This window comes from Pseudarthrobacter sp. NamB4, from assembly GCF_005796185.1.
In the GTDB taxonomy this organism is placed as follows: Bacteria; Actinomycetota; Actinomycetes; order Actinomycetales; family Micrococcaceae; genus Arthrobacter.
Genome location: NZ_VAHM01000019.1, coordinates 30,084 through 54,675, shown reverse-complemented (window position 1 = coordinate 54,675; position 24,592 = coordinate 30,084). Strand labels below are relative to the sequence as shown.

General features: G+C 61.8%; 20 protein-coding genes. 10 read left to right on the top strand and 10 right to left on the bottom strand.

Annotated features, from left to right (window positions below):
• Nucleotides 1-13: 13 nt before the first annotated feature.
• The 5 genes from FDW81_RS15920 (at nt 14) to FDW81_RS15900 (ending at nt 10,750) form a co-directional block, all read left to right on the top strand.
• Nucleotides 14-580, top strand: coding sequence for a hypothetical protein (locus FDW81_RS15920; RefSeq protein ID WP_138135188.1), 567 nt, complete (start codon nt 14-16; stop codon nt 578-580).
• Nucleotides 577-2,265, top strand: coding sequence for a nuclease-related domain-containing DEAD/DEAH box helicase (locus tag FDW81_RS15915; RefSeq protein ID WP_138135187.1), 1,689 nt, complete (start codon nt 577-579; stop codon nt 2,263-2,265). Before FDW81_RS15920 ends, FDW81_RS15915 begins: the two co-directional genes overlap by 4 nt.
• 78 nt (nt 2,266-2,343) lie before the next feature.
• A complete protein-coding gene (locus tag FDW81_RS15910) occupies nt 2,344-4,947 on the top strand; it encodes a sigma-70 family RNA polymerase sigma factor (RefSeq protein ID WP_171027248.1) in 2,604 nt (867 codons plus the stop codon).
• 161 nt (nt 4,948-5,108) lie between these two features.
• Nucleotides 5,109-7,577 (top strand): PD-(D/E)XK nuclease family protein, encoded by a 2,469-nt coding sequence (locus tag FDW81_RS15905; protein WP_171027247.1) that lies wholly within the window; start codon nt 5,109-5,111, stop codon nt 7,575-7,577.
• Nucleotides 7,574-10,750 (top strand): exodeoxyribonuclease V subunit beta, encoded by a 3,177-nt coding sequence (locus tag FDW81_RS15900; protein WP_138135184.1) that lies wholly within the window; start codon nt 7,574-7,576, stop codon nt 10,748-10,750. The genes FDW81_RS15905 and FDW81_RS15900 overlap by 4 nt, the downstream gene beginning before the upstream one ends.
• A gap of 14 nt (nt 10,751-10,764) precedes the next feature.
• Here FDW81_RS15900 and FDW81_RS15895 read toward each other — a convergent pair whose 3' ends face one another.
• Nucleotides 10,765-11,010 carry a hypothetical protein gene (locus tag FDW81_RS15895; protein WP_138135183.1) on the bottom strand — a complete coding sequence of 82 codons (246 nt, stop codon included), beginning with the start codon at nt 11,008-11,010 and terminating at the stop codon, nt 10,765-10,767.
• A gap of 724 nt (nt 11,011-11,734) precedes the next feature.
• Between FDW81_RS15895 and FDW81_RS15890 the strand changes: the two genes are divergently transcribed.
• Together FDW81_RS15890 and FDW81_RS15885 are read left to right on the top strand one after the other, a co-directional pair.
• The gene (locus FDW81_RS15890; protein ID WP_138135182.1) at nt 11,735-12,886 is read left to right on the top strand and encodes an ATP/GTP-binding protein; all 1,152 of its coding nucleotides are present in this window, start codon (nt 11,735-11,737) and stop codon (nt 12,884-12,886) included.
• Entirely contained in the window at nt 12,883-13,236 is a 354-nt protein-coding gene (locus tag FDW81_RS15885; protein ID WP_138135181.1) for a hypothetical protein, read from the top strand. Before FDW81_RS15890 ends, FDW81_RS15885 begins: the two co-directional genes overlap by 4 nt.
• A 325-nt stretch (nt 13,237-13,561) precedes the next feature.
• Here FDW81_RS15885 and FDW81_RS15880 read toward each other — a convergent pair whose 3' ends face one another.
• The 4 genes from FDW81_RS15880 to FDW81_RS15865 all read right to left on the bottom strand — a co-directional run bounded on the left by FDW81_RS15880 (nt 13,562) and on the right by FDW81_RS15865 (nt 16,440).
• Nucleotides 13,562-14,281: a hypothetical protein gene (locus FDW81_RS15880; RefSeq protein WP_171027246.1), complete on the bottom strand. Its 720-nt coding sequence runs from the start codon at nt 14,279-14,281 to the stop codon at nt 13,562-13,564.
• A gap of 470 nt (nt 14,282-14,751) precedes the next feature.
• Entirely contained in the window at nt 14,752-15,531 is a 780-nt protein-coding gene (locus tag FDW81_RS15875; RefSeq protein WP_138135179.1) for a carbon-nitrogen hydrolase family protein, read from the bottom strand.
• 48 nt (nt 15,532-15,579) lie between these two features.
• Entirely contained in the window at nt 15,580-15,867 is a 288-nt protein-coding gene (locus tag FDW81_RS15870; protein ID WP_240720345.1) for a hypothetical protein, read from the bottom strand.
• Nucleotides 15,868-15,972: 105 nt separating this feature from the next.
• The gene (locus tag FDW81_RS15865; protein WP_240720344.1) at nt 15,973-16,440 is read right to left on the bottom strand and encodes a carbon-nitrogen hydrolase family protein; all 468 of its coding nucleotides are present in this window, start codon (nt 16,438-16,440) and stop codon (nt 15,973-15,975) included.
• 298 nt (nt 16,441-16,738) lie between these two features.
• Between FDW81_RS15865 and FDW81_RS15860 the strand changes: the two genes are divergently transcribed.
• The 3 genes from FDW81_RS15860 (at nt 16,739) to FDW81_RS15850 (ending at nt 20,000) form a co-directional block, all read left to right on the top strand.
• On the top strand, nt 16,739-17,488 hold the full coding sequence (locus tag FDW81_RS15860) for a FadR/GntR family transcriptional regulator (protein ID WP_138135178.1): 750 nt from the start codon (nt 16,739-16,741) through the stop codon (nt 17,486-17,488).
• 1,343 nt (nt 17,489-18,831) lie between these two features.
• Nucleotides 18,832-19,530 (top strand): hypothetical protein, encoded by a 699-nt coding sequence (locus FDW81_RS15855; RefSeq protein WP_138135177.1) that lies wholly within the window; start codon nt 18,832-18,834, stop codon nt 19,528-19,530.
• A 5-nt stretch (nt 19,531-19,535) separates the two neighbouring features.
• Nucleotides 19,536-20,000, top strand: coding sequence for a hypothetical protein (locus tag FDW81_RS15850; protein ID WP_138135176.1), 465 nt, complete (start codon nt 19,536-19,538; stop codon nt 19,998-20,000).
• A gap of 418 nt (nt 20,001-20,418) precedes the next feature.
• On the opposite strand, the gene FDW81_RS18635 is transcribed toward FDW81_RS15850, so the two are convergent.
• From FDW81_RS18635 to FDW81_RS15825, 5 genes are all read right to left on the bottom strand, one after another.
• Nucleotides 20,419-20,553, bottom strand: coding sequence for a hypothetical protein (locus FDW81_RS18635; RefSeq protein WP_255467123.1), 135 nt, complete (start codon nt 20,551-20,553; stop codon nt 20,419-20,421).
• Nucleotides 20,554-20,805: 252 nt separating this feature from the next.
• Complete coding sequence (locus tag FDW81_RS15840; protein ID WP_138135175.1) at nt 20,806-21,537, bottom strand: SDR family NAD(P)-dependent oxidoreductase; 732 nt, start codon at nt 21,535-21,537, stop codon at nt 20,806-20,808.
• Between the two features lie 15 nt (nt 21,538-21,552).
• Complete coding sequence (locus FDW81_RS15835; protein ID WP_138135174.1) at nt 21,553-22,320, bottom strand: SDR family NAD(P)-dependent oxidoreductase; 768 nt, start codon at nt 22,318-22,320, stop codon at nt 21,553-21,555.
• Complete coding sequence (locus tag FDW81_RS15830) at nt 22,307-23,698, bottom strand: MFS transporter (protein WP_138135173.1); 1,392 nt, start codon at nt 23,696-23,698, stop codon at nt 22,307-22,309. The genes FDW81_RS15835 and FDW81_RS15830 overlap by 14 nt, the downstream gene beginning before the upstream one ends.
• Nucleotides 23,695-24,585 carry a polysaccharide deacetylase gene (locus FDW81_RS15825; RefSeq protein WP_138135172.1) on the bottom strand — a complete coding sequence of 297 codons (891 nt, stop codon included), beginning with the start codon at nt 24,583-24,585 and terminating at the stop codon, nt 23,695-23,697. Before FDW81_RS15825 ends, FDW81_RS15830 begins: the two co-directional genes overlap by 4 nt.
• Nucleotides 24,586-24,592 lie beyond the last annotated feature (7 nt).

The window sequence follows — 24,592 nt, the reverse complement described above, 5'->3', positions numbered from 1 at the left end:
AAGATTGATACCCGTGATGGAAATGCTCAGCGGAGCCAGCGTAGACACGTTCAGGAATCTCGTATTGTCCGTTGCCGTGATTGTCGGCTTCCTGTTTTTACTCGGAAGCCGTGTGTCCACTCCCCTGACAATCGCCGCCAGGCTGATCACCGCCGCCACTGCAGGTACTGCGGCCTTCGCGGCGGCCAATCTCGCGGTGGTCTTCTATATCCTTGCGCACCTCATGGATCCGCGCTGGTCTGTCGGTAGAGATGCAACGCTTCAGAGCCCTGAACTGTCTGCAGGGCCCTTCTTCCAGCCGGTCACCGACACGTTGAATGACATCCTGGACGGCCTGACGGGCAACTTAAATAATGTCATTGCCCTGAAGAACGCGTTCCTCACCATGCCGGAATTTATTATCGCCGCCGGCTGGGCATCCTTTGCGCTGGTGGGCTTTGCGATCGCGAATCGCATTCTTTCCTCGATCATCGAAAAGAAACAGATGAAGCAGATCGACCGGAATACGCAGGACCTTGCTGATATCCGCGCCCAGATTGGGTTGCCCGCCTTCCAGGACACCAAGGTTGGGGCGCGGTGAGGTGCATTCCGGAAGAACCGGAGTTCGGCGAAGGACATCACGCGGAAAAGGCCGTCTGGACTGCTCTCAGGAACAGCCTGCCCGATGACTGCGTCCTGGCCCACTCGGTCCAGGTCCGCGACGGCCGTAATGAGTACGAGATTGACCTGCTGGTCCTCTGGCCCAACGTTGGCATGGCTGCCATCGAGGTGAAGGGCGGCCAGGTCAGCGTCATGGACGGGCAGTGGTACCAGTCGGACCGGAACCAGAAGCGCAGAATCCAAAGCCCCGTGGCGCAGTCACAGAGCTCACTTCATGCGCTCAAGGACTGGCTTGAGATCCAGCTAGGTTCACGTATCAGCAGCCGCTGCGCCTACATGGTCAGCCTGCCCTATACCGACGTGCCACGGAACTGGACCATGGCCGGCTGCCCCCGGTCACTCATCCTCGATAAAGATGACAGCAAGTCCCCCGCGGAGCTCGTCCGCCAGGCAATTGAAAACGAAGGCGGCGGCGCCGCCCCTCTTGCCCCGGCCTTCCTGGAACGCGTCGTCCGCAAGCTGGGCGGAAATCTGGGCACCGCCGTCGTACCTTCCACCGCATCCCAGGAGGACGAGGCAGCGCAGGACCATCTCACCGAGCGCCAGTCCGTGCTGCTTCAGGCCACCCGCTCGCTCCCCCGGATCCGCTTCACCGGCGGCGCCGGCAGCGGAAAGACCTGGCTCGCCGTCGAAAAAGCCCGCATGCTCAGCAAAGAGGGCAAGCGAGTGGGCCTCTTCTGCTACAACAAAGGTTTGGGGCAGTACCTTCAGGACCGTGTAGAAACATGGCGGCGGCAGGCGAAGCCGGTGTTTACGGGCGAGTTCCACGAGTACGTGCGCGGGCTCGGCGTTCCCGACGGCAAGGGGCAGGACTACTTCGACCTCGAGATGCCCCGCCTTCTCAAGGAGCTTGCGGCCGAGATGGACCCGCACGAGCGGCTGGACGCCATCGTCGTCGATGAAGCGCAGGACTTCGCTCCTCTCTGGTGGGACGCGCTGCTCGCCTGCACCACCGACCCCGACGCCGGTGAGGTGTACGCCTTTATGGATGACCGGCAGGACGTCTACCAGCGGTGGGGAGGCGCGACGGCGGACCTCACCAATGGCCCGATGGCCACCCTGGTGCCCATCCACGTGGACGACAACCTCCGCAACACCCGCAAGATCGCCGAGACCTTCAAACCCTTCGCCGGCGACTACTTCACACCCCGAGGCAGCACTGGCCTGCCGGTGCGGTTCGTGGACTGCCCAACCGAGGGGGCGCTGCAGGTCGCCGATGACTGTGTGGATGCCCTAATCGACGAGGGCTGGGCGAACAACCAGATCGCGCTCCTCACCACCAAGGACCGCCACCCCATCCATTTGGACTACTTCAAGCGCGATGCCACCGAGGAATACTGGCGGGACTTCCACGCCAACACCGGTGAGTTCTACGGCCATGTGCTGGGATTCAAGGGACTGGAGCGGTCCGTAGTTGTCCTCTGCATCAACGGGTTCAAGGACATGAGCAGGGCACGGGAACAGCTCTACGTCGGCTTGTCCCGGGCGCGGAGCTTGCTGGTTGTTGTGGGTGATTCCGGGCTGCTGGAGCAGGCCGGCGGCCGCGAACTCAAGCTCGCGCTGTCCCGGAGCCAGGCGTGGAATCCTGCGCTGGAAAACGGTTAGTGGCGCTGCTCACCTAAATTGTCGGTGCCCCGCAATACTCTTCAGGCACCAGATGAGAACCGTCCAATGGGGGATGAAATGCCAGAACTAGCCGACGCCGGGCCCTACCCGGTTGCAACGCTTCCGCGGATGCCCGTTCCGGCCCCGCCCGCGGCGGTACCTGCCTCGTATGACTACGCTTTTCTTTACCCCTGGCAGCAGGAAGCTCTGAAGGCATGGCACTCGAATGCGCGCCGCGGTGTGGTGGAAGCGGTGACCGGTTCCGGCAAGACACGCGTTGGAATCGCCGCCGCTTTTGAAGCCGTCCGGCAAGGCATCAAAGTCCTGATCCTGGTGCCAACGGCCGAGCTGCAGCGCCAATGGCTGGTGTCCCTGCGCCGGGACCTGCCCGCTGCACGGCGTGGTGTCCTCGGCGACGGCCGGACTGATTCCCTCGACGACGTCGACATCCTCGTCGCCATCGTTCACTCGGCGTCCAATCGGGAGTCGCTCCGCACCCACAAGGCCGGCCTCATCATCGCTGACGAATGCCACCGTTATGCGGCACCCATGTTCACCGGTGCACTGCAGGAGGGGTACGCCTGGCGGCTTGGGCTGACGGCCACGTTTGAAAGGGCGGACGGTGAGCACGAGAACCTCCTGACACCCTACTTCGGCGGCGTCATCTACAACCTCTGGTACGACCGCGCGCTGAAGGACCAAGTCATCGCCCCGTTCGACATCGCTCTGGTTGGCGTTGATCTGACCCCTGCGGAACAGACCGACTATGACGAGTTCTCGGCCGTGATGGTGGAGGCGGCGCGAAACCTTGAGACGTACGCAGGCATTCCCCGCCGGCCCTTCCCGCAGTTCATTGCAGCGGTGGCCACGCTGGCCGCTTCGGACTCGCCCAGCCGGGAAGCAACAATCGCACGCCGGTACATGCGGGCAATGTCCTCGCGGCTCAACCTGCTGGCCGAAGCCAAGACAAAATACCTGGCGCTGGCAGCACTGAAGGAAACGGTTGATGGGTCCAACGGGACCTTGGTCTTCACCCAGACCCAGGATTCCGCGCGGCGGGCGCAGGAGCTGTATACGTCCCTCGGCTCGACGGCCTCTGCAGTGTTCAGTGGTATGGCCAAGGACGACCGCCGGCAGGGCCTGGAGGATTTCCGCACCGGCGCATCACAAGTTCTGACCGCGCCGCGGCTCCTCGACGAAGGCATCGACGTCCCCGAGGCCGACCTCGGGATCATCGTTGCCGCCAACCGCAGCCAGCGGCAGATGGTGCAGCGGCTCGGCCGTGTCATCCGCAAGAAGGCCGACGGACGGCCCGGCCGCTTGGTTGTCCTCTACTCCAAGGGCACAGTGGAGGACCCGGACGTCCAGGGCGAGGAATTCCTGGGCAAGGTGCTGCCGTTCGCACGCAACGTGGGGTTCTTCGACATCAAGACGGACCTGGAAGGGCTGCAGGAGTTCCTCCGCCACGTCGAATCTGAAGAGGTTTCAGGACCCGAGACTAACGGGACGACAGCGGGCACGCCTGGGAACGGCACTGGACCGGAGAGCGGCACTGCGCCTACGCCGGTGGTGGAGCCTTCTGTGGAGGAGGAAAGCGCACCGACATCGTTTGATCTCGACGACTCCGGCTGGCTGGAGGAACTCCAGGGGCTCGAGGGCTTCAGCGACGACGGGGTTTCGGACTACCTACAGCGGGCAGGGCGCGCGGACCTGCTGACAGCCGAGCAAGAAGTGGAACTCGCGAAAGACATCGAGGCTGGCCTCTATGCTGCGCACCTGCTGGCGGACGGCAGCGCCCGTGGCCGCAAAGAATCCCGGGAACTCCGCACGATTGCCTTGCTCGGCGAACGCGCCGCGGACGCCCTGCTCGAGGCGAACCTCCGGCTGGTCATCTCCATCGCCAAGAAGTACGTGTATCAGGGCATGGACCTGCTGGACCTGATCCAGGAGGGGAATATCGGGTTGCATCGGGCCGTGTGCAAGTTCGACTACACCCTGGGTTACAAGTTTTCGACTTACGCGACGTGGTGGATCCGGCAGGCTGTCACCCGGGCGCTGGCCGACCAGTCACGGGTTATCCGGCTCCCAGTCCACATGGTTGAGCAGATCCATAAGGTGCAGGCAATTCAGCGTGACGCCGCCCGGAAGGGCCTCGAATACAGCTTTGAGGAACTCGGCAAACTCACTGATCAGTCGGCTGAAAAAGTGGAGCATCTTCTGTCACTGGACCAGCCTGTGCGTTCGCTGGACTACCTTGTACCGGACGGCAGGGGCGGCCTCGAGCCGTTGGCGGACCAGCTCCTCGATCCCTGGCACGTTGATGTTCTTGACCAGATCGCCAAGGAACAGCTCAAGGCCCAAGTGCACGCGGTCCTTGACACCCTGACAGAGCGGGAAGCCGGCGTCATTGCAATGCGCTCCGGCATCTACGACGGTGAGGAGAAGACTCTCGATGCTATCGGCAGGGTCTACGGCGTCACGCGAGAGCGCATCCGCCAGATCGAATCGAAGACCATGACACTGTTGCGGCACCCCTCTCGCTCACAGGTCCTCAAAGAGTTCCTGTTCACCTGCAAAGAAGCTCCCTCAGCAGGAGCCGGTGCAGAGGATGAGACGGAGTTGTCAGAGCCCGCCTCTAACGTGGTAGAAACGACCACCAGTCAAAGCATGGGGGAAAAATGAAGATCGAGTTCGGGTGGCATCTGGACCGGGCGCCTTGGGCCTACACCCAACCGGGTCTTAATCACATCCGCGTCGGTAGGAAGAACTTTACTGCGCTCCTGCAGACGCGCTTGGGAATCACCCGCCCTGACACTGGGCACGCTGAGCGGGTCAGTCAGTACATGAACCGTCTCCAGTCAATTGACTCCCCCGACGCGTGGTTCCACTCTTCATTTGAGGTGGACCCTTGGTCCACTGCCCAGGAATTGCTCGCAGCCCGTGATGACGCCGTTTCGAACGGCTGGAGCGGTGAGCTTCCCGAAGCGGAGACAGGCGGCGTAGCCAGCTCCCCGTTGCTTCAAACACTTGCCGCTGCCGAGAAGGCACCAGGGCAGCTCGCACCTTCGCTGGCGGACGACGTCGCAGAGCTGGTGACAGCGCTTAATTCGCCTTTGTCGCTTGGCATAAACGAGCTGATACTTCAGCACGCCGAGCGCAGCTTTCCCCACATTTGGCAGGTCATTATCGCCAAACTTCGGAGCCGGGGAATCAAAGTCAGCGAAGCAGTGACTGCGAACACCCAACTAAGGCTCACACTGCTCACCGCCGAAACCGAGTGGGAAGCCGCTGAGAACAGCGCGCGGTGGATCTCAGCAGCGGGGAACGAAAGCACCGCCGTCGTGGCTTCCGACAGCACCGCCGTTCTGGACCACTTTCTGGCTGAGCACAGTCTGCCTGCGGTGGGCGCCGGCACGCCATCAGTGTGGCGCCCACAGGATCAACTCATTCCCCTCTTTTTTGAAGTGATCTGGGGGCCACCGAACATCCAACTCCTCGCTGAGTTCCTCACATTGCCGGGCTCGCCCGTGCGTCGGGCTGCAGCGCGCCTCCTGCTGGGCGCGCTCAGGGCCGAGCCCGGAATCGGAGGGGATGCTTGGAAGGCCGCTGTTGCCGACATCGAACGCGATGAACAACTCGGCCCGGATCTGGCGCTGATCCTGGACCAGATGTTCAGTACCGGGCTGCTCCTTGAGGAAAAGGGCGTCAGCGGGACGGAGCTGGCGGAGCGAAGCGAATGGCTAGCGGCACGGCTACGTGCCCGTGCCGCCATCGATGAGACTGCCAAGAGTACCGCGGCCTTGCTGCAGCGGATTCTCGCACTGACCGCACCGCTCACCCGCGTGTCCCGCCGGGACCTGCGCCGAATCATAGCCTCAGTGATCTCTCCGACCGCCATCTCCCTGGTCGCGGCTGAAGCCTCCCCCTGGCTCCGGCTCGGCCATCTGGCCGAGCTCACCGATGAGGTCGACCACGTGCTTTGGTGGGGATTCCAGAATGCAGGTGCCCCGCGGCCTCGCAGGTGGGACGCCCAGGACGTGGACACTCTCGCGTTGGTGGGCGTTCATCTATCGTCTCGTGAAGAACTGAGTGCCCTTGAGGTTGCCCAAACCCTTTCCGGGGCCACCCGGACCAAAAATCTGGTTCTCGTGCAGATTCAGCAACGCGACGGCGAACGCGTGGAAGGCAACCCGCTCCTAGAGGCGCTGGTGGCCGCCCAACAAAGCGTTAAGGCGCAAACCATGGCAGATCGCCTCGCCGCCATCACCGTTTCCCCCGCTGATCTCACAGATAGCACCGGCCACTGGTCCCTAGCTGGCCGCCGTTCGCAGCTCGTAAAAGTCAGTCCACACCGCGCCACAGCACCCCTCCCTGTCCACGTGGTAGCTCCAAACCCGGCACTCCTGCCAGAACGCATTTCCTACACCCAGCTGTCCACGCTGCTTGGCTGCTCACTCGCATGGGTCCTCAAACACAAGTCACACCTTCGGGTGCCGGACGCTGCGGATGTCCCCACCGGGAACAAGATGCTCGGGATATTCGCCCACAAGGTCGTCGAAGTACTCCAAGAAAGGCTTCGGAAGGAACATCGGGCCGTTCCGCAGCTGGCGGAGGTTAAGACCGTAATCGACCGGCTGCTGCCCGAGCTGGCGTCGGAGCTGCTGCTGCCCGGACAAAAGCACCGGCTGGCCGGAGTGCGTGCAACCATCGAAACCACCGTTCTCATGTTCTTTCAGCAGTTGCAGCGGGGCGGCGTGGTGCTTCAGGAGATGGAGAAGGCTTTCAGCAAGGACTTGTCGTTGATAGCGGGCGGGTCGGAAGTTACTGTTGCGGTCGAAGGCCGAGTAGACGCTGTAGGCATTGATGCGGCAGGCCGAACCGCTGTCGTCGACCTCAAATGGACCAACTCCGAAAAGTACCTCCGCGAGGACGTGCAGCAGGGCGAAGCTCTTCAGCTAGCCCTGTACCAGTGGGCCTTGAACGACGGCGACGTTTCGCCCCAGAGTCCGGCCGCGTATTTCATGCTCAAGCAGGGCACATTCGCGTCCGCCCACCCGGAATTTGGCCCCGCACTGCAGGCTGCCCAAGACGCGCCCGAGCTCTGGCGCAAAGCCATTCGGGCCGTTGAGTTCACCGTGGACGAAGTGCTGTCCGGGCGGATCACTGCAACGCAACGGGTGGAGGACGTGCTGGCGGAAGGCGAGCTTAGCGCCGCCGCCCTGGCTGCCGAACAAGAACGCTTGCACAGGAAGCCGAACTGCACGTACTGCAATTTCGGCACGCTCTGTGGAGTCAAAGGGGACTATTCATGAACTTGCTGGACAACGTCACCATGGTTTCGGCAAGCGCCGGCACCGGGAAAACGTACACTCTGACGGGCAAAATCGTTGACCAGATTTCGGCCGGGCTGCCGGCTGGTGCCATCATGGCCACGACGTTTACCAAGAAGGCGGCGGGCGAGCTCCGTGAGCGTATCGCCGCCAGGCTTCTTGAACAGGCGGAGGTAACGGACGACGCCGATGCTGCCACTGCACTGCGGCTGGCTTCCCAAGAGCTTCCGGCGAGCCTAATCGGCACGGTGAACAGTGTGTGCGGCCAGTTGCTGCAGGAACACGCAATCGACGCCGGCCTCTCCCCTGCGCTTGAAATGATCGGCGAGGAGCAGCTCGCCAGCATTTTTAACCTTGCTACCGACGAGGTCCTAGCTGAGCACGCCCCGGCGATCCTTCCCATCTCCCATCGAATGGGCACCGACGGCAACGGTGCCCGCGACGCCAAGACTTGGCAGGACATGGTCCGGTCCGTTGTTGACGCTGCCCGTACAAACCTTCTGGATGCCGCGGAGCTGGATGCCTGCGCAGAGCGATCCTGGACTGGCTTGCGGGAGCTGCTCGACGAGCCCAGTCTCGATGAACGGGAGAAGTGGCTGCTCGACCTTCGCAACACCGTTCCTGACTTAGAGGCCATGGCGCGCGACGGCAAAACACCCGCCGGAAAGCCTGTGTCCACTACGTCCGCCGCCTTCACCGAGCACGTTCCGAAGATCCTGCACAGGATCGCTTCCCTAGGTGAAGTCCCCGCCATCACTTGGGAAAGCTGGCGTGGCGTCGTTGGATCTGCTGCGCCCTCCGCTGTTAGGACTCTCTTCGCCCCGGCGACCGGCGCCATCAAAGAGGGACTTCTCTCCAACCCCGCCTTCCACTATGACCTGGAGCAATACATCCGGCTGATTTTCCGCTGCGCCGCTGAATGTCTGGAGGCTTATTCAGACTTCAAGCGACTCCACGGCCTCATGGATTTCGTGGACCAGGAGACCCTTGTTCTGAGGCTGGCACGCGAAAACGAAGCGTTCCGCCGCTCGTTCCCCGAGCGCGTCCAGTTTCTGGTTGTTGACGAGTTCCAAGACACCAGCCCCCTACAGCTGGAACTTTTCCTGCAGCTGAGCCAACTCGTCCAAGAAGCCGTGTGGGTGGGTGATCCCAAGCAGGCCATCTATGAGTTCCGCGGCACTGATCCCGAGCTTATGGAGGCCGTGGTTGGCAAGGTTAGCCGGCGGGAGCAGCTTTCCGAGACATGGCGCTCCCATCAGGCCGTGGTTGATCTGAGCAATGCCGTTTTTGAACCTGTTTTCGAACAGCACGGCATGCCGTCCGAAACCGTCCACCTTAAGCTTCCGGCGGCGCACGCGCAGTGGTCGCCCGGCACCCTTGAGGCGTGGACCCGTCGCCAGACCAACGACGGCGAACGGTTGAAGGCAACGGCGGCAGGGATAGCCTCGTTGCTGGGACGCCGACCTCAGCTGCGCCCGGGAGACGTGGCCGTTCTGGCCAGGTCAAATGCGGACGTTGAATCTATCTCCAAGGCTCTCGATGCCTTGGGTATCCGCGCCAGCCGCAACCCACGCAAACTTTCCCAGGCGCGCGAGGTGCAACTTGCCCGGGCTGGCATGGCCTATGTCGCAGATGGCTATGACACTGTTGCACTCGCCGAGCTCGTGGCACTCCACCCCAGCCACGCGGCCTATGGGAATTGGCAGCAGGAGTTGCTGGCTGCCGCCGACCCAGCTCCGGTGCTCGAATCGTGGCACGAAGACCCTGTAATCAAGACTCTCGACGCCCTGCGTGACCGGGCAGGGTTGGCTACACCTACGGAGATCTTCGAAGCTGTGGTTGCAGCGCTGGGAATCCCGAGGCTTATTGCTGCCTGGTCCTCCCCCGCCACTCGTCTGAGGAACTTGGACGCGGTCCGCGGCGTCATCAAGACGTACTACGAGCGCTGTCTCGCTTTGCGCTCACCGGCCACCTTGCGCGGCTTCCTCACGTTCTTCAGCTCGGAGGAGCAGCAATCTGCCGAGAATTCTGGACCTGAAGTTGTAAACGTCCTCACGTATCACAAGGCCAAGGGGCTTGAGTGGCCTGTAGTGGTGATGGAAGGCCTGGACAAGGACCTGCGACTGGCGGCCTTTGGGGCAGCTGTAGAACAGGAAGGCAGCTTTGACTTGGAGCAGCCCTTGGCAGGCCGCTGGATCCGCTTCTGGCCAACCCCCTTCCCGTATGGAGGCTCGCCTTTGGATGCCAAGGGGACAGCGAGTGACGTGGCGCTGCGGGCTGAGGAACGAGACCGCCGCAATATGTCTCGCCTCATGTACGTTGGCATGACCCGTGCAATCGAGACCACGATCCTCACGGCTAAAAACGGGAAACCGGACTTGCTGAACAATCTGGGCATCGCCTCCCTGGTGTCGTGGTCAAAGCAGGACGACGACAGTGCCGATGGTGTCATGCAGGTGGCCAACGGGGAAAGCCTCCCCACGCATGTCGAAGAGCTTGCCCCGATGGACGCCGTCCCTGCCGCTGCTTCCTGGACTCCAGGTTTTACTGACGCGCCGTCGACTTTTCCCAGTGTTGAGGGGATGCCAGCCAGGTTCGCGGCTTCCTCCCTTGGCTCGGCCGGGCATGAAGCGAACGTGAGTCCCGTTGCGGAACTTGGCGCCCCGCTTGCCGAGCACGGGTCCGATGATTGGGGCGCAGTAGGAAGTGCCGTTCACGCTTATCTTGGAACGGAATTCTCAGCGCTGAATTCGGCGGAACAAAGGGACCTGGCCGAGCGCATCGTCACACGCTGGCAGGTGACGGACACTGTTGACCCTTCACTGTTGGTCACTTCCGGCGACAGGTTTGAGACCTATCTCGACGCCGAGTTCCCTGGCTGGGTTCGGCATCGTGAGGCTGCCATCGGGTGGCGGCCAGAAAACCAAGTGATGGAGGGCTGGATTGACCTGCTGCTGGAAGGACCAGAAGGGTTCGTACTCGTCGACCATAAGACTTACCCGGGCAAGGACCCCGAAGGCCATGTCCGCGATAAATATCTAGGCCAAATGGCGGCGTACCGGAATGCGGTGTTGGCTGCGACAGGAAAGCCAGTGGTGCGGACGCTTATCCATTTCCCCGCGTTGGGAAGTGTCTACGAGGTCAGCGAGGTGTGAAGCCCGAGGTGCCGCTACCACCAGCGGTGGCGGCACTCAGGGTTCTGGCATGCCCACTTGGCAATGCTGCCTTCGACTTTTCCGGTGGCAGGGTAGATGCGCACTTCGGGGACAATAACGCAGCCCGCGAATTCCGCCTTCGGATTTTGTTCCATAACGTCAGGCATGACCATGCCGTAAATGATGCGCCAGGACTCCTGCCCGCACACCGGGCACTTCCTCGTCGCAGCTGCCTTCTTTGTCTTTCTGTCCTCAGTCATGCAAGGAAATTAGCCGAGGCACCAGACATTCCTCCAGTTACAAAAAGTTCTTAACCGCCAAAGCGTTTTTTGTAACCATGAGGCGTGGGGATCAAGAGCGGTTTGACGCGCTTGGGTCTTTATGCCTCCTTTCGAGGGCGTGAATTCCAGCCCAGGCAGAACTGCGTGAACACTGTCCGGATCGAGTCCACGACGTACTGTCCGCGTTTGCGGATTTTTCAGCGCTGATCGCAGCTCTGCACTGCGATCACCAGACGGTTTCAATGAGAAGATGGATAACGCGAATAGCCAGGAGCCTTGCCGCCGACTCCTCCTCATCCAGGTGATGAGGAACACGAGGATAGAGTGCCCCTCCGTGTCTCCCTAGATTCCAAAGTGCTTCGGCGAGGCAATTCAGTTATCGCACTCGGTCTTGCAACATGGGCCAAGCGCTTTGACGATACTCAACAAGTCCACATAGGCACCATGAAGCAGTTGTGGAGAGTGTCAGGCAAGAGGATCGCGACAAATACCCCACGGAAACTAGCTACCGCCGACTCTCAGGGTTGGCTGGAGCGCCGGCGGGAAGTAATCGTTCAGTGTCACGTCCTATGGGCACAAGCATTCCGATGGCTTTGAGCTCACAAAGTGACTCGGCTGAAAGCCAGCTTAAAAGTTACAACGATCGGGACGACAAGGGGGCCACTTGCGGGAGGAGGAATGGTCGCTCACGTAAGCTCGTCATATGGAATTGAACAGAGCTCTGGAGCAGCACATTGCGGTGTTTGGTGAGAGCGGCAGTGGCAAAACCGTCATGCTCTCCTCGTTCTATGGAGCGACACAGGAGCCACGATACCTTCAGAAGAGCCTGTTCCATGTTCTGCCCGATGATGTCGGCCAAGGCAACCGGCTGCACCGGAACTACCTCGGGATGAGGAATTCGGCGCGACTCCCCGAGCCCACCCGTTTCGCTGGTACTTCTTACTCTTTCTCCTTGAAGCTCAAGGATGAGGCTGACGCCGACTTGATGAAAGCTAAACCCTTTGACGCCTTGCGCCTGGTTTGGCACGACTACCCCGGGGAGTGGTTTGAGGAGGACGTAAGCGGTCCTGAGGAGGCCCAACGCAGGATTGACACCTTCAAGGCTTTGTTGGGTTCCGATGTCGCACTTTTGCTGGTGGACGGTCAACGGCTGCTGGACAACTCCGGCGAAGAAGAGCGTTACCTTAAGTTATTATTCACCAACTTTCGTAACGGGTTGCTCTCTTTGAAGAGTGAACTATTGGAGGACGGTAAACCTCTCGTTGAGTTCCCCCGCATTTGGATCTTGGCGCTTTCGAAGTCCGATCTACTGCCAGAGCTAGACGTGTTCAAGTTCCGTGATCTTCTTATTGAAAAGGCCTCCGACGATATCGATGAATTGCGTAAAGTCATCGCTGGGCTTGTCGAGGCTAACGGGGCCCTATCAGTGGGGGAGGACTTTGTGCTTCTTTCATCCGCAAAGTTCGAGTCGGGCAAGATTGAGGTGGCCAAGCGCGTTGGTTTGGACCTTATCCTGCCGTTAGCCGCCGTGCTCCCGTTCGAGCGTCACACCAAATGGGCTGAGGCGCTGCACATCCCAGGCAAGGTACTCGAGAATCTGTTGCGCGCCGCCGGACCTTTTGCCGCAGTCTTGATTGGAGGTAAGGGCACCTTGCCAGGCCCCCTTGGTTTTCTACAGAAGCTTGTCGGTCCCGACGTCGTAAAGGACGCTGCCAACCTCGCCGCGGACAAACTGCGCGAAATCAACGCCGAGGCCGTCGCCAGACGCGACTACCTTACGGCCACGCTAACGCGCTTCAAAATGGACTTGACGCAGGGTGAAACGGATCAGACCCTGTTGAGGAGCCGTAGATGAAGCTCATTTGGGCCACCCGCGGGCGTATGTGGGGTTTCCGGTTCCTTCGTGATGGGGGCTTCCCGGATCCGCTCATAGAGTACGACAAGGCCTTCTCGGACGTTGAGGGCGAGCCGGAAGCCTTTCGCCGCGTCGGCGACACAGTGGCTCTCCGATTCCCGGATCCTTCGGGATGGCAGGACGCGGCCGGCAGAGTCATCCCGCACGAATTCGTCGTCTTCCCGCCCTTGGCCGAAGTAATCAACTCGGTCGAAGACGGTCTGCGCGAAGTCTGGCCCCTCGTTGCTGACGAATTTGCCCGGGTCTGGGAGTTACCCAAACCCCTCTCGGTTAGGGACAGTGTCGAGTGACAGCATCGCGGCCCGCCGGCACCCTGATGCCTCCGAATCGCTAGATGGCAGCAGGCAGCTCCATCTCCTGACCTCAAGGTATTGCAACCCGAGTCGTGTATGGGCTTGAGGGATCTGGGAGTGGGCCGCATCATCACCGAGTAGCCCACCCTCCCGCGCACGCTTATGGAGGAACGCGGAATGAAACTGCCCAAGGCTTGCGCGGTCCTGGGGTAGGTTCCCGCTTGAGACCACGTGAAGCAACAGGCGACAGAACGGCTTCTCCCGAAGAATTACTAGCCGTGCGCCGCCGAAAGAACTGCCCAACAAGCCCTGACTGGCCTGGTCAGGAGAGGGCCCAGTAAGCCCTCGCCTTGTCGCTGAAGGACAGTCTCCTCTCCACGAAAATTCTGGCCCCGTCTGTGGCTCCCACGGGTACGTCCATGCAAACTTGGTAGGTTGCTTTGCCACCATTTTCGAGGGTGGGGACTTCCATCGCCGCTTGTGCAAGCACGGCATTACATTCATGCGCGTCATACTGTCTGGCATCTGAGCCGACGAAAGTCGGCGAGAGGTCAATCCATGGGTTTCCTTCGCCCACTCCCACATATCTCACTTGTAACTGGACCAAGACATATTGGCCCTCGGGTGGGCCATTGAAACGGTTCACTGCCAAGACCTCGGCAGTAGCGTCAAGCTTCACCGCGACCACTGTGACTTCGTAATCCGGGCCCATTGACGCCGTCGTCCCAAGCGGAAAGGGTCGATTGGCAGTACCAGCGTCAGGTTCCGAGGGATTTGCGGAAGGACTGGCTTCGCCAGCGGGAGGGCCACTCTCCGACGTGATCGCGGAGGGGCGCTGCCCCATCTCATCCTTAGAGACCCCAAAGGCATCGCTGATGATTGATTGGTAATAGGCCTGGCTGGCAAGCACACCAACGACAGAAAGGATGCTGACAGCAACAGCAGCTATCGCCATTCCACGGAAACTGGACTGCGCTCCGATCGTCACTACTGATGCAACGAGAGCTAACACAACGGCGGCAAGTCCAAGGACAAAGACCAAGTTGTTGACTACTGGAACCCAGCAGAGGAGCAAGGCGATACCACCGACGGTTAGGGCAGTGATTGCAATTGCTTTGCCACGTTGGTTAGACGGCCCAAAAACATCTGAATCTTCGATCCAAAACTCATGACCGGGAGGTGGCGGCCCCCATTCTGGATCGGGCCGCCAGCCAGGAGGAGGCTGCCAACCCGGGGGCGGAGTTGGCCAATTTGGTGGAGAGTTATAACGCTTCACGCCCGCCCCTTATCGACCGACGACATCGGCAACATCACCAATGCCAAGAGGAATACAGGGAGCATACAATTTCTTAAGACGCCAGAACATACCTTTGCGTTCGTTTCTATCCCGGCTTGGGCGTGAACAACAATATCACTGACTACCCCACCGGCTGCGCACCCTAGTGGGAAGCATGCTCCTCGAGCTGCCAAGGCATTCAACGTGAAGGCGCAAACACCAGAACGGTAATGCCCTCACAACCTTCTTTGCCGGAACATCGGGAACGACTCCCGCACCCGTTCCACCGTCTCCAGCGAAACCTCCACCGCCAGCACCCCAGGCTCCAACCCAAGGTCGGCCTCGACAACCCCCATTGGATCCACCAGCACACTCCGCCCCACCGAGACCGGCAGCGACTGGCACACCCCCGCCACGTACACACTGTTCTCGATCGCCCGGGCCGCGTTCAGCGCCAGCCACTGCTCCGTCTTGTGCTCGCCCGGCACCCAGGACGAGCAGACCAGCAGGACCTGCGCACCGGCGTCGGCCAATGACCTTGCCAGCTCCGGGAACCGCAGGTCGTAGCAGGTCATCAGGCCGAACCGCACTCCCCCATGCTCGAACACCACCGGCTCAAGGGACCCGCCGGGCTTGATGAACTCGGACTCCCCGAACCCCTGCGCGTCGAAAAGGTGGATCTTCCGGTAGGAAGCCAGCCGGCCGCCGTCGGGCCCAAACGCCACCAGCGTGTTGTACGCCCTGCCCGGCTCCTCCGAGGTCTCCACCACGCCCGCCACCAGCGCGATGCGGTGGCGGCGGGCGGTGGCTGCAAGCTCCCGGCAGACCGGCCCGTCCAGCGGCTCGGCTACCTCCGGGAACGTCGCGTCCACCTTCTTCTTCTCGTACGTTGCGTACTCCGGGAAGGCGACCAGCGAGGCGCCGTCGCGCGCTGCCTCGGCGGCGAACCGGTCGATCGCGGCGAGGTTGGCCTGGATGTCGGCGCCCGACTCCAGCTGCCCCAGCGCTATCTTCACGAACTTTCCTTCCCTCGGCCCAACAGCCGGAACCAAACTAACCAGAACTCAGGCGGCTGCCTCGACCGTTGCCTTCTCCGTGGCCGTCATCTCCGGCGGCGAGGCCTTGAAGCCGCGGGTGATCAGGGCCAGGACCAGCACGCCCAGCACCAGCCAGGACACCCCTAGCGTAATGGCGTTGCTGTCCAGCCGGGAGAGCAGGTAAGCGCAGATGACGGCGCCAATCACCGGGACCACCACGTAGGACACCGGGTTCAGCTGCTGCCCGGCCCGGCGCTGGCGCACGTAGTGGAACACCACCGCGGCGTTCACCAGCGTGAAGGCGGGTGAAGGCACCAAAGTTGATGAACGACGTCGACGTGGCCACGTCCAGGAAGATGGCAATCAGGCCCACGATGCCGGTGACCACCAGGTTCGCCACCGGGGTGTGGAACTTCTCGCTCAGCCGGCCGAACACTGCCTTGGGCAGGACGGAGTCGCGGTGGGGCCGGCGCAGTTGACGCTAACCATAAAGACCTGGTTCACGATGGCGTTGGCTTTGGCGAGGATCAGTTCCTGCTTGCGGTCCGGGGTGGTGGTTTTGACGACGTTGAGGATCACGTCGGCGCCCATCCAGGCGAGCTGGCGGGACACCCCCGGGTACCAGGCGTCGTAGCAGATGTTCAGGCCCACCCTGCCGATGCCCGGCAGGTCCACCGTGGTGAACCGGTCGCCGGGGTCGTAGGGCTCGAACGGGCGCCACGGGAAGATCTTCCGGTAGTAGCCGGCCAGCTCCCCTTCCGGGGAGAGGACCAGTTGCGTGTTGAACAGCTGGCCTTCCGGGCCGCGTTCGCAGACGCTGCCGGGGACCAGCCAGATGTTGAGGTCTTTGGCGAGCTGTTTGAGTTCATTGACCCGTGGGCCGTCCAAGGGTTCGGCACTCGCTTGTAGGATTCGGTTCTTTGCAGGTCCGGGTCCTCATCGCCGAAGAGGTGCAGCTCGGGGAAGACGACTAGCTTGCTGTGCGGCTGAGCTTCGAGGGCTTTCTTGACCTCGTCGGCGAAGGCCGAGACAGGTTCGCCGATGAGCCGCGGCCGGGCCTGGACAGCGATGAGGGGAAGGATGCGTTGCATGGGTTTGTCTCCGCGTTGGGGTGTGATCCGGGTTATATTAGATCAGAATGAACTAATAAAGGAAAGGGGGCGGCGTGGCCCGTAAGGTAGCGGATATGACCCGTCAGCTGCAGGACACCGCCGAGCCCGCCCGCCTTGGTGCCGGCAGGATGCCCGGGATGGAGCGCCGCAGCGCCATGGACGCGGTCCGGATGCGGATTGGAATGGCAATTTCGCTGGGGCTGTTGAAGCCGGGTGAGCGGCTGCCGGACCAGGAGGATGTGGCGCTGGGTCTTTCGGTCAGCCCGATTACTGCCCGCCGCGCTCTTGCCAGCCTGGCGGAGCAGGGTGTGGTGGTCCGCCGCCGTGGGCGGGCCGGTGGAACCTTTGTGGCGGATGCGCCGCCTTCTGATGTATTAGCGTCGCTTTCGGCTTCCCCGGCTGAGTCCCAGGCAGTGAACCGGCTGGTGGATCGGCGGCTGCTGTTCGAGTGCGCAGTGACGCACTACGCGGCGGTCAATGCCACCGCTTCACAGTTGGATGAGCTGGAGCGGCTGACCCGGGACATGGCCGAGGCGACGGACTGGTCCGTCTACCACCAGGCGGACGAGCGGTTCCATCAGCTGGTGGGGACGGCGTCAGGGATGGGGACCCCCGTCGAGGTTTACCACGAGACCCTCGCCGAGCTCTACGACTACTTCATCCCCTACCCCATCGAGAAACTCCACAAGTCCAACCACGACCACATTGCGCTGGTGGCCGCCCTCCGCGCCGGCAAGGTTGAGGAAGCGGTCGAGGTTTCCCGGAAGCACGTGGACATCCTGCACCGGACGATGTTTATGGGGCTGACGCAGGGCCGGGCCTAAGGCACGATGACTGCAATACTTGCTACCCGGCGCTTTCCTGCTGCTACGCCGTAGACAACGGACTCTGGGGCGCGCTAAGGCGCGCCGATTAGACTAGAAAAATTCATAATACCTTAGGGGGCTTGCATGTTTGGAGCGCTTTTTGGATGCGCCAATCGCTCATTGGATTCCAATGACCGCATGTACCCGTAAATAGCGGCCAACACGACACCACCCCAGAAACCGACGTCTCCGATGACGACTGCGAGGATCAGCGCTATAGCTACGGGGACTAGAAAATCTAGGACGCTGCGGAAGTAAATTCCCAGCCCTATTCCTCCGAAAATTAGCCCTATGACCGCCGCCAAATTCGGATTCGTTGGACGAGCCACGGGAGGCACCTTACCCCATATTCCCAAGGCAATTTCTAACATGGCGATTCCTATTTAAGCCCCAAGGGATGTTCGAAGCCGGAGACACGTCTACGTCTGAGTCATCTGCACTTCGGCGTCTTGACTCATCCTCTGTGTCATCAGCAGTGCATGGACGACTCGCAACTGCGCGGGTTCCACTAGGAATTGAGTTAACGACTTGAGATTAAGCCGACCCGGTGCGCACGTCAACCCTCAGCCACCCCCTAATTCTCTCGTCCTATAGTGCTGCACCGCGCTATTTAGAGGGTAGGCCCAGGGCCACTCAGGGGCGCATCTTCTGCCATTAGCAGTCCGGCTTCTGTTCATTTCGCTATGTGACATCACGGGCGGATGACGTCACACGATGTCTCCAATAACTCCATATGGTTCCTCACAAGGGATGGATTGGTTGACATGATTACACGAGCGGTTGCTAGGGCAGCGGTTGCAGTAGGCCTGATGTTGTGTATTTTTGGCTACTTTCGACGGGACACCCCTCAGGGGAATCAGCCGAAACACCTACTCCCGCAGAAACATTAGTGCAGCAGGAGCCACGTCCGTTACCCCCGATCCGCAGGTGGGAGGAAGCATTGCTGGCCCTCTATAGCTGCCGCCTGATCCTCCTCCAATTGTTGAGGAGGAGCCTGCCCTACTGCAGTGAGCCACGAGGTCGATCCACAATGCCACTATAGGCACGACGAAGGCGAGGCGTTGTTTGTCCAATACCTGCATTTCCGCGTTTGCGATTGGTTCGCCTGCTTGCCCTGGTGGGATGGCTGTAGTGGTTCCTCTGACTTCTTGGAAACGCTGAGGAAGGCCCTGCGATCATCCGATTGCAAGGGCATTTCTGGTGCCCTTCCGGGTGGGTGTTGGTCGCCGCAGCATTGGCTTCCAGCGTTCCTTGTGCTGGCTCCGCACTGGTACGCCGACGGGTGACGTTGACGCGTCAGCGTGACCGCGAAGGCACGCACCGATTACGTCCTGACCGGCACCACCGAAAGGACGACCACGTTCAAAACTGCCTCCGCAGCGGGCAAGTTCACACCCGTATCCCCCACCCGGATCCTGGACACTCGGTCCGGGTTCCCCGTCGGGCCCGGCAAGAGCCTCGCTGTCGATGTCGCCGGGAAGGCGGGTATCCCTGCTGGTGCCAGTGCGGTGGCCCTGAACCTTACAGTGGCGGAACCGTCGTCGTACGGGAACGTCTATGCCGCCCCCTTCGGCCAAGCGAAGCCTGGCACCTCAAACGTCAACTACGACGAGCAGGAAACTGTCCCCAACTACGTCAGCCTCAGCAATGAAGGACTGGGAAGCGCTCACCTGATTGCCGACGTCGCGGGCTACTTCACCGGCGGAACGCCGACGGACAGTGGCGCGTACCAGCCGCTGACACCGTTCCGGGCGGCCGACAGCCGAGGCGCCGGCGGCACTCCTGGAGGGCAACAGCCCGATGTGCAGCTGTCTGGCCTGTCCAGCTTGCCCGCGGACGTCGGAGCCGTGCTGGTGAACCTGACCGCGGCACGGGTCCAATCACCGGCAACAGGTGAAAGGACCGGCTACGGGCACCTGACTGCGTTCGCCAGCTGGACCACCCGTCCCGCTACATCCAACGTCAACTACGACTGGCAACCGGCGACACACCGAACCTAGCCATCGTGCCGGTCGGTGCGGACGGGAAAATCAGCATCACCAACACCTCCCCCGGACCCGTCGGAATCATCGTGGACGTGATGGGGTACTTCCGCAAGGGCGACGCCACCACTCCCGGTTCCTTCCAGGCAGTAGCCCCCAATCGTCTGCTCGATACACGGCAGACCGCCGCACCCGTAAGGGCAGGCCAGGACGTCGGCGTCAGCCTGGCAGGCGCCAACGCCATTCCGGCAGGGGCGAAAGCAGCGATGGTCAACCTGACAGCGACCGTGCCAACGGCCTACGGGCACCTGACCGCCTACCCCAGCGGCACAACCCTGCCCACCACCTCGAACGTCAACTACAACCGCAGCCAGAGCGTCGCCAACTTCGCCGTCGTCCTCATCGGTGCCGATGGCAAAGTCACCATCCGCAACACGTCCGCCGGCGCAACTTACGTCATCGTGGACGTGGTGGGGTACATTTCTTAGGGTGATGCGCCTGCACAACACCAGCATGAGCCAGCTCGGCAAATAGGGTGAAGGGGCGCGTCCGCCAAAGCCGGACGCCCCTTTCTGCAGCTAACCCTCGAAGGGTTGAAAGCACCTAGTTCAGTCGATGAGCATTGACTGCTTGTAGCCGTCCGCAGCTTCGAAAACGGCCGGAACTCTTTTGGAACGCCGGTTCAACCAGTTCGCCACCGCTAGAAGCGCCACGAGTCCGAATGAGCTCAGGAGCTGAGGGCGCGAATCCTCGCGGATGAAGCCACAGTGATAATTGCCGCGAAGATGCGCAGGCCAAAGCGCGTGAGCCAGGGGAAGGTAGCTATCCTCAGGGGAAGCTCCGTTCCCTCGCGGTCGGCGCAAGGCGCAGGGCGAGCTGTGCGATGAATGCGTGCGGAAGGGAGTTTCATTCCAGGGCCTCTTCCACGGCGAGCGCAGTAAGTGCCTTGCCCAGGAGGGCCGTCCGGGCCGGCAGGCCGGCGTTGGCGGCCTGCTCCGCGTAGCTCACCTGCCGCTCAAGCAGTGCGCGCAGGGAGGGCACATCGGCACAACAACCTATGACATCTGCCCACAACTCTTGCACTGTGCGGCACAATCGGGACGCCCCGGAGGGTCCGTAGGTCAGCCATCCATCAGCGAGGGCCTTAACTTTCGGCGTTCCGGGGACTCCGGAGCATAAAGCGTTCACTGTTGCGGCCACGATCAGATGTTGCCGCATGGTCCGTACCGGCCCCAAGGCGGGGTCGGCTACGGTAGTCCTTCCGCAGGCGCCGCACATCTCCGCTCACACTCCTTACGGCATAACATCGCCGGAATTGGGCCCCAGCGTCTGTCCCACAAAGAGGTTGCCGCCCGGATCGCTGGCCAGCAGCAAGGCGGCAGGCGCTACCTCCGCCGGCATCCCGAAGCGCCGGAGCGGAAGTTCCGCGCGTTTCGCGGCCTTCCAGCTTTCCGAGATGCCCTCCACCAAGGGAGTCTCAATAGGACCCGGGGCGATGCAGTTCACCAGGACGTTGTCCGCCGCCGTTTCCAGGGCAAGGGCCTTGGAAAGACCAATCACCCCGGCCTTGGCAGCACTGTAATGGCTCAGTCCCACACCGCCCTTGATGGCCAGCTGGGAGGCGATGTTGATGATGCGGCCCCACTTCCGCTGCCGCATCTCCCCCACCACCTCCCGGCAGCACAGGAACACACCGGTCAGGTCCACCGTGAGGGTCTCATTCCACATGGCCAGCGACATGTCCTCCAGTCGGGACTCCGTCAGCAGGCCGGCGCTGTTCACCAGCACGTCAACGCGGCCAAGCCTGTCCCGTGCCTCGGCGAAGGCCGCCCGCACGCTGGCTTCATCCGCCACGTCCACACGGATAGTGCCGTTCCCTCCGGCCCGGTCCAGCACGGCGACCCTGTCCCCGTTGGATACGAAAGCCTCGGCAATGGCCTTGCCGATCCCGCTGGAACCGCCGGTGACAACCACCGCCCGGCCGCTGCCGGAAGCGTGATGACCCGCCTGAGTTGATGCGTCCATGGTGTCTTTCCCCCGTCAGGCGCGCATCTTGACGGTAAGCCCGCCGTCCACAACAAGCGCCTGTCCCGTAATGTAGCGGGACTCATCGGAGGTCAGGAACCCGATCACGCTGGCCACTTCCTCCGGTTTTCCCACCCTGCCCCAGGGAATGTCCTTCCCCGCCCGCTGCAGCCCCTCGGGGCCCAGCGAATTCACCGGATCCAGGGACTGCGGTGTCTCGATCAGTCCCGGGATGACGGCGTTCGCGCGGATCTGCCGCGGACCCAGTTCCACGGCCACACTGCGGACCAGGCCCAGGACGCCGGCCTTGGCGGCGGCATAGTGGGCGTGTTCCTCCCAGCCGTACACCCCCCCTGCGATGGAGGAGACGGCAACCAGCGCGCCGCCGTCGGTCATTCTCTCCGCACCGGCGCGCAGCGTGCGCAGCACCCCGGTGAGGTCAACATTGAGCATGTCGTGCCAGCGCTCATCCGTCATCTCCCCCAGCGGTGAATTGCGCAGGATCCCGGCGTTGGCGATGGCGTAGTCCAGCCGTCCGTACTCATCCACCGCCCGCTGGGCGAGGGCGTCCACCGAAGCGGTACTCCGGACATCCACTTCGTGGATCACCCCCTCTCCGTTGGCCTCCTTGACCAGGCGGAGGGTTTCCTCCGGGTCGTGCGGGTCGCCAGGAAAGGTGCCGATGATTGACACGACATCATGGCGGGCGTAGTGGACGGCCAGGGCACGGCCGATGCCGCTCGCCGCACCGGTGATGATCGCAACTTTGCTAGGGGACGTCATGGGGGTGGTCCTCGAGCAGGGCTTCAACGGGGGGCTTGGCCGCGATCATCAGCAGTCCTGAGAACAGCGTCCCGGCCGCGCCAACCCACAGGGCTGCAGCGCCGGTTCCCGCGGCTGCTGCAGCTGCTGTAAACAGTGCACCGCCAAGGATGGTGCCGGGCTGGCTCATGGCGCCGATGAAGGCGGTGCCGGTAGCGCGGCAGCTCACGGGATAGCACTCGGCCATGAAGTACTGGATCGCGGCGTAGGGCCCAACCAAGAAGAACAGCCCGGCGCCGTAGGTGAGGATGATCATGAACGGGCTGGTGACGAGGGGGCTGAGCATGAGGGCGAAGGAAAGACCGGAAAGGATCCAGCCGCCGATGATCGTCCGCTTGCGGCCGATCTTGTCCCCGATCCAGCCGTGGAAGACGTAGCCGAAGTAGGCCAGCAGGTTGATGATGATCAGCATCCAGAACGCCTGCTCGAGCTCCACGCCCTTGGCGTTCTTCAGCACGGAGGTGCCAAGGACACTGAAGATCATGATGCCGAAGAAATTAAAGATCCAGGCCAGCGAGAAGACAACGGTGTTACGGGCAAGGTGCGGTTCCCAGATGCGCTTCAGCGGGGCAGCCGAGGAGTGCTCCACGCCGAAGGCGTGGGCAAGTGCGTGGGCTTCCCCTGACTTGCCGCTCTTTTCGAGTTCGGTGAGTTTGTGGTGCAGCTCGAACTGGGGCGTCTCCTTGAGCTTCTTGGCGATGAGCCAGACGATGACCACGGCCGGAATGGTGGCGACCAGGTAGAGGGCCCGCCAGCCGAGGGCGGGGAGCAGCAGGAGGCCCAGTGCACTGGCGAGCAGGAAGCCCAGCGGCCAGCCGCCCTGAATGAAGGAGTAGTGGAAGCCTGGCCGTTTGCGCTTGTCGGGGACCTCGGTGACCTGGTAAACCTCGTTCATGTAGGTGGCGTTGACGGCCTGTTCGGAGAACCCAAGGCCTCCGAAGGACCGGACAATAACGAGCAGGGTGTTGCTCAGGATGGGAATGCCGGTGGGGATCAGTGCCGTCAGGCCGGAGACGACGGCGGTTCCGCCTACGGTGACCATCATGCCTTTGCGCCGTCCCAGCCTGTCAATGACGGGGCCGATGCCGAAGCACACGATGGCTGTGCCGACGGCGATCCAGGTGTTGATCGCGTACGCTTCCGGTGCGCTCCAGCCGAACTCCTCCTGCATCGCGGGCAAAAGCGTGCCGAAAAGTCCGTAGTCGAAAACGGCGACAGTCCAGGCCAACAAGGCAAGGACAGTGGCAGTAGTAGTCTGCCGCTTGGTGAATACAGGGAACCTGCGCTTTTCACCAGGTCCCGGCTGAGACAGATCGACGTCCGTCTGCTGCGTAGTCATGACGTGCTTTCCTTTCGGGGGCTGCGGGCGAGGAAAGAATCGGCAATTTCATCAAAAGTCAGCCAACTCACGCCCTGGTGGGAGTTGATGTGTTCAATCAGCCGCTCCAGCATGAGCAGCACTTGCGGCCGGCCGGCAACATCGGGGTGGATGGTCATGGTGAAAACGGCATAATCCATCTCCCGGTACACCCAGTCGAACTGGTCACGCCACATCTGTTCAATGTCCCGGGGGTTGACGAAGCCGTGCGAGTTCGGCGCCGCCTTGATGAACATCATGGGAGGAAGGTCATCGAGGTACCAGTTGGCCGGAATCTCCACCAGGTCGGTTTCCTCGCCGCGGACCAGCGGCTCCATCCAGGTTTCGGCGTCCTTGGTGTAGTCGATCTTCTTCCACGAGTCGCCAACGCGGACGTAGTACGGTTCGAAATCGCGGTGCATCAGGGAGTGGTCGTACTTGATGCCCCGTTCAAGAAGGATCTCGTTGGTGACGGGCGAGAATTCCCACCACGGCGCCACGTAGCCGGTAGGCCGGCGGCCGGACACTTTTTCAATGAGTTCTATCGAGCGGTCCAGGATGGCGGTCTCCTGCTCCCGCGTCATGGCAATCGGATTCTCGTGGGAGTACCCATGGACGCCCATCTCGTGCCCGGCATCGACAATCATCTGCGTCAGGTCAGGGAAAGTCTCGATCGAGTGGCCCGGCACGAACCAGGTGGCGGGGAGGTTGTACTTCTCAAACAGCCGGATGAGACGGGGTCCCCCGACTTCACCGCTGAACAGTCCACGGGAGATGTCGCATGGGGAGTCTTCGCCTCCATAGGAGCCGAGCATTCCCGCGACCGCGTCAACGTCCACGCCGAAGGCGACCTGGATATCCTTTGTCATCGGAACT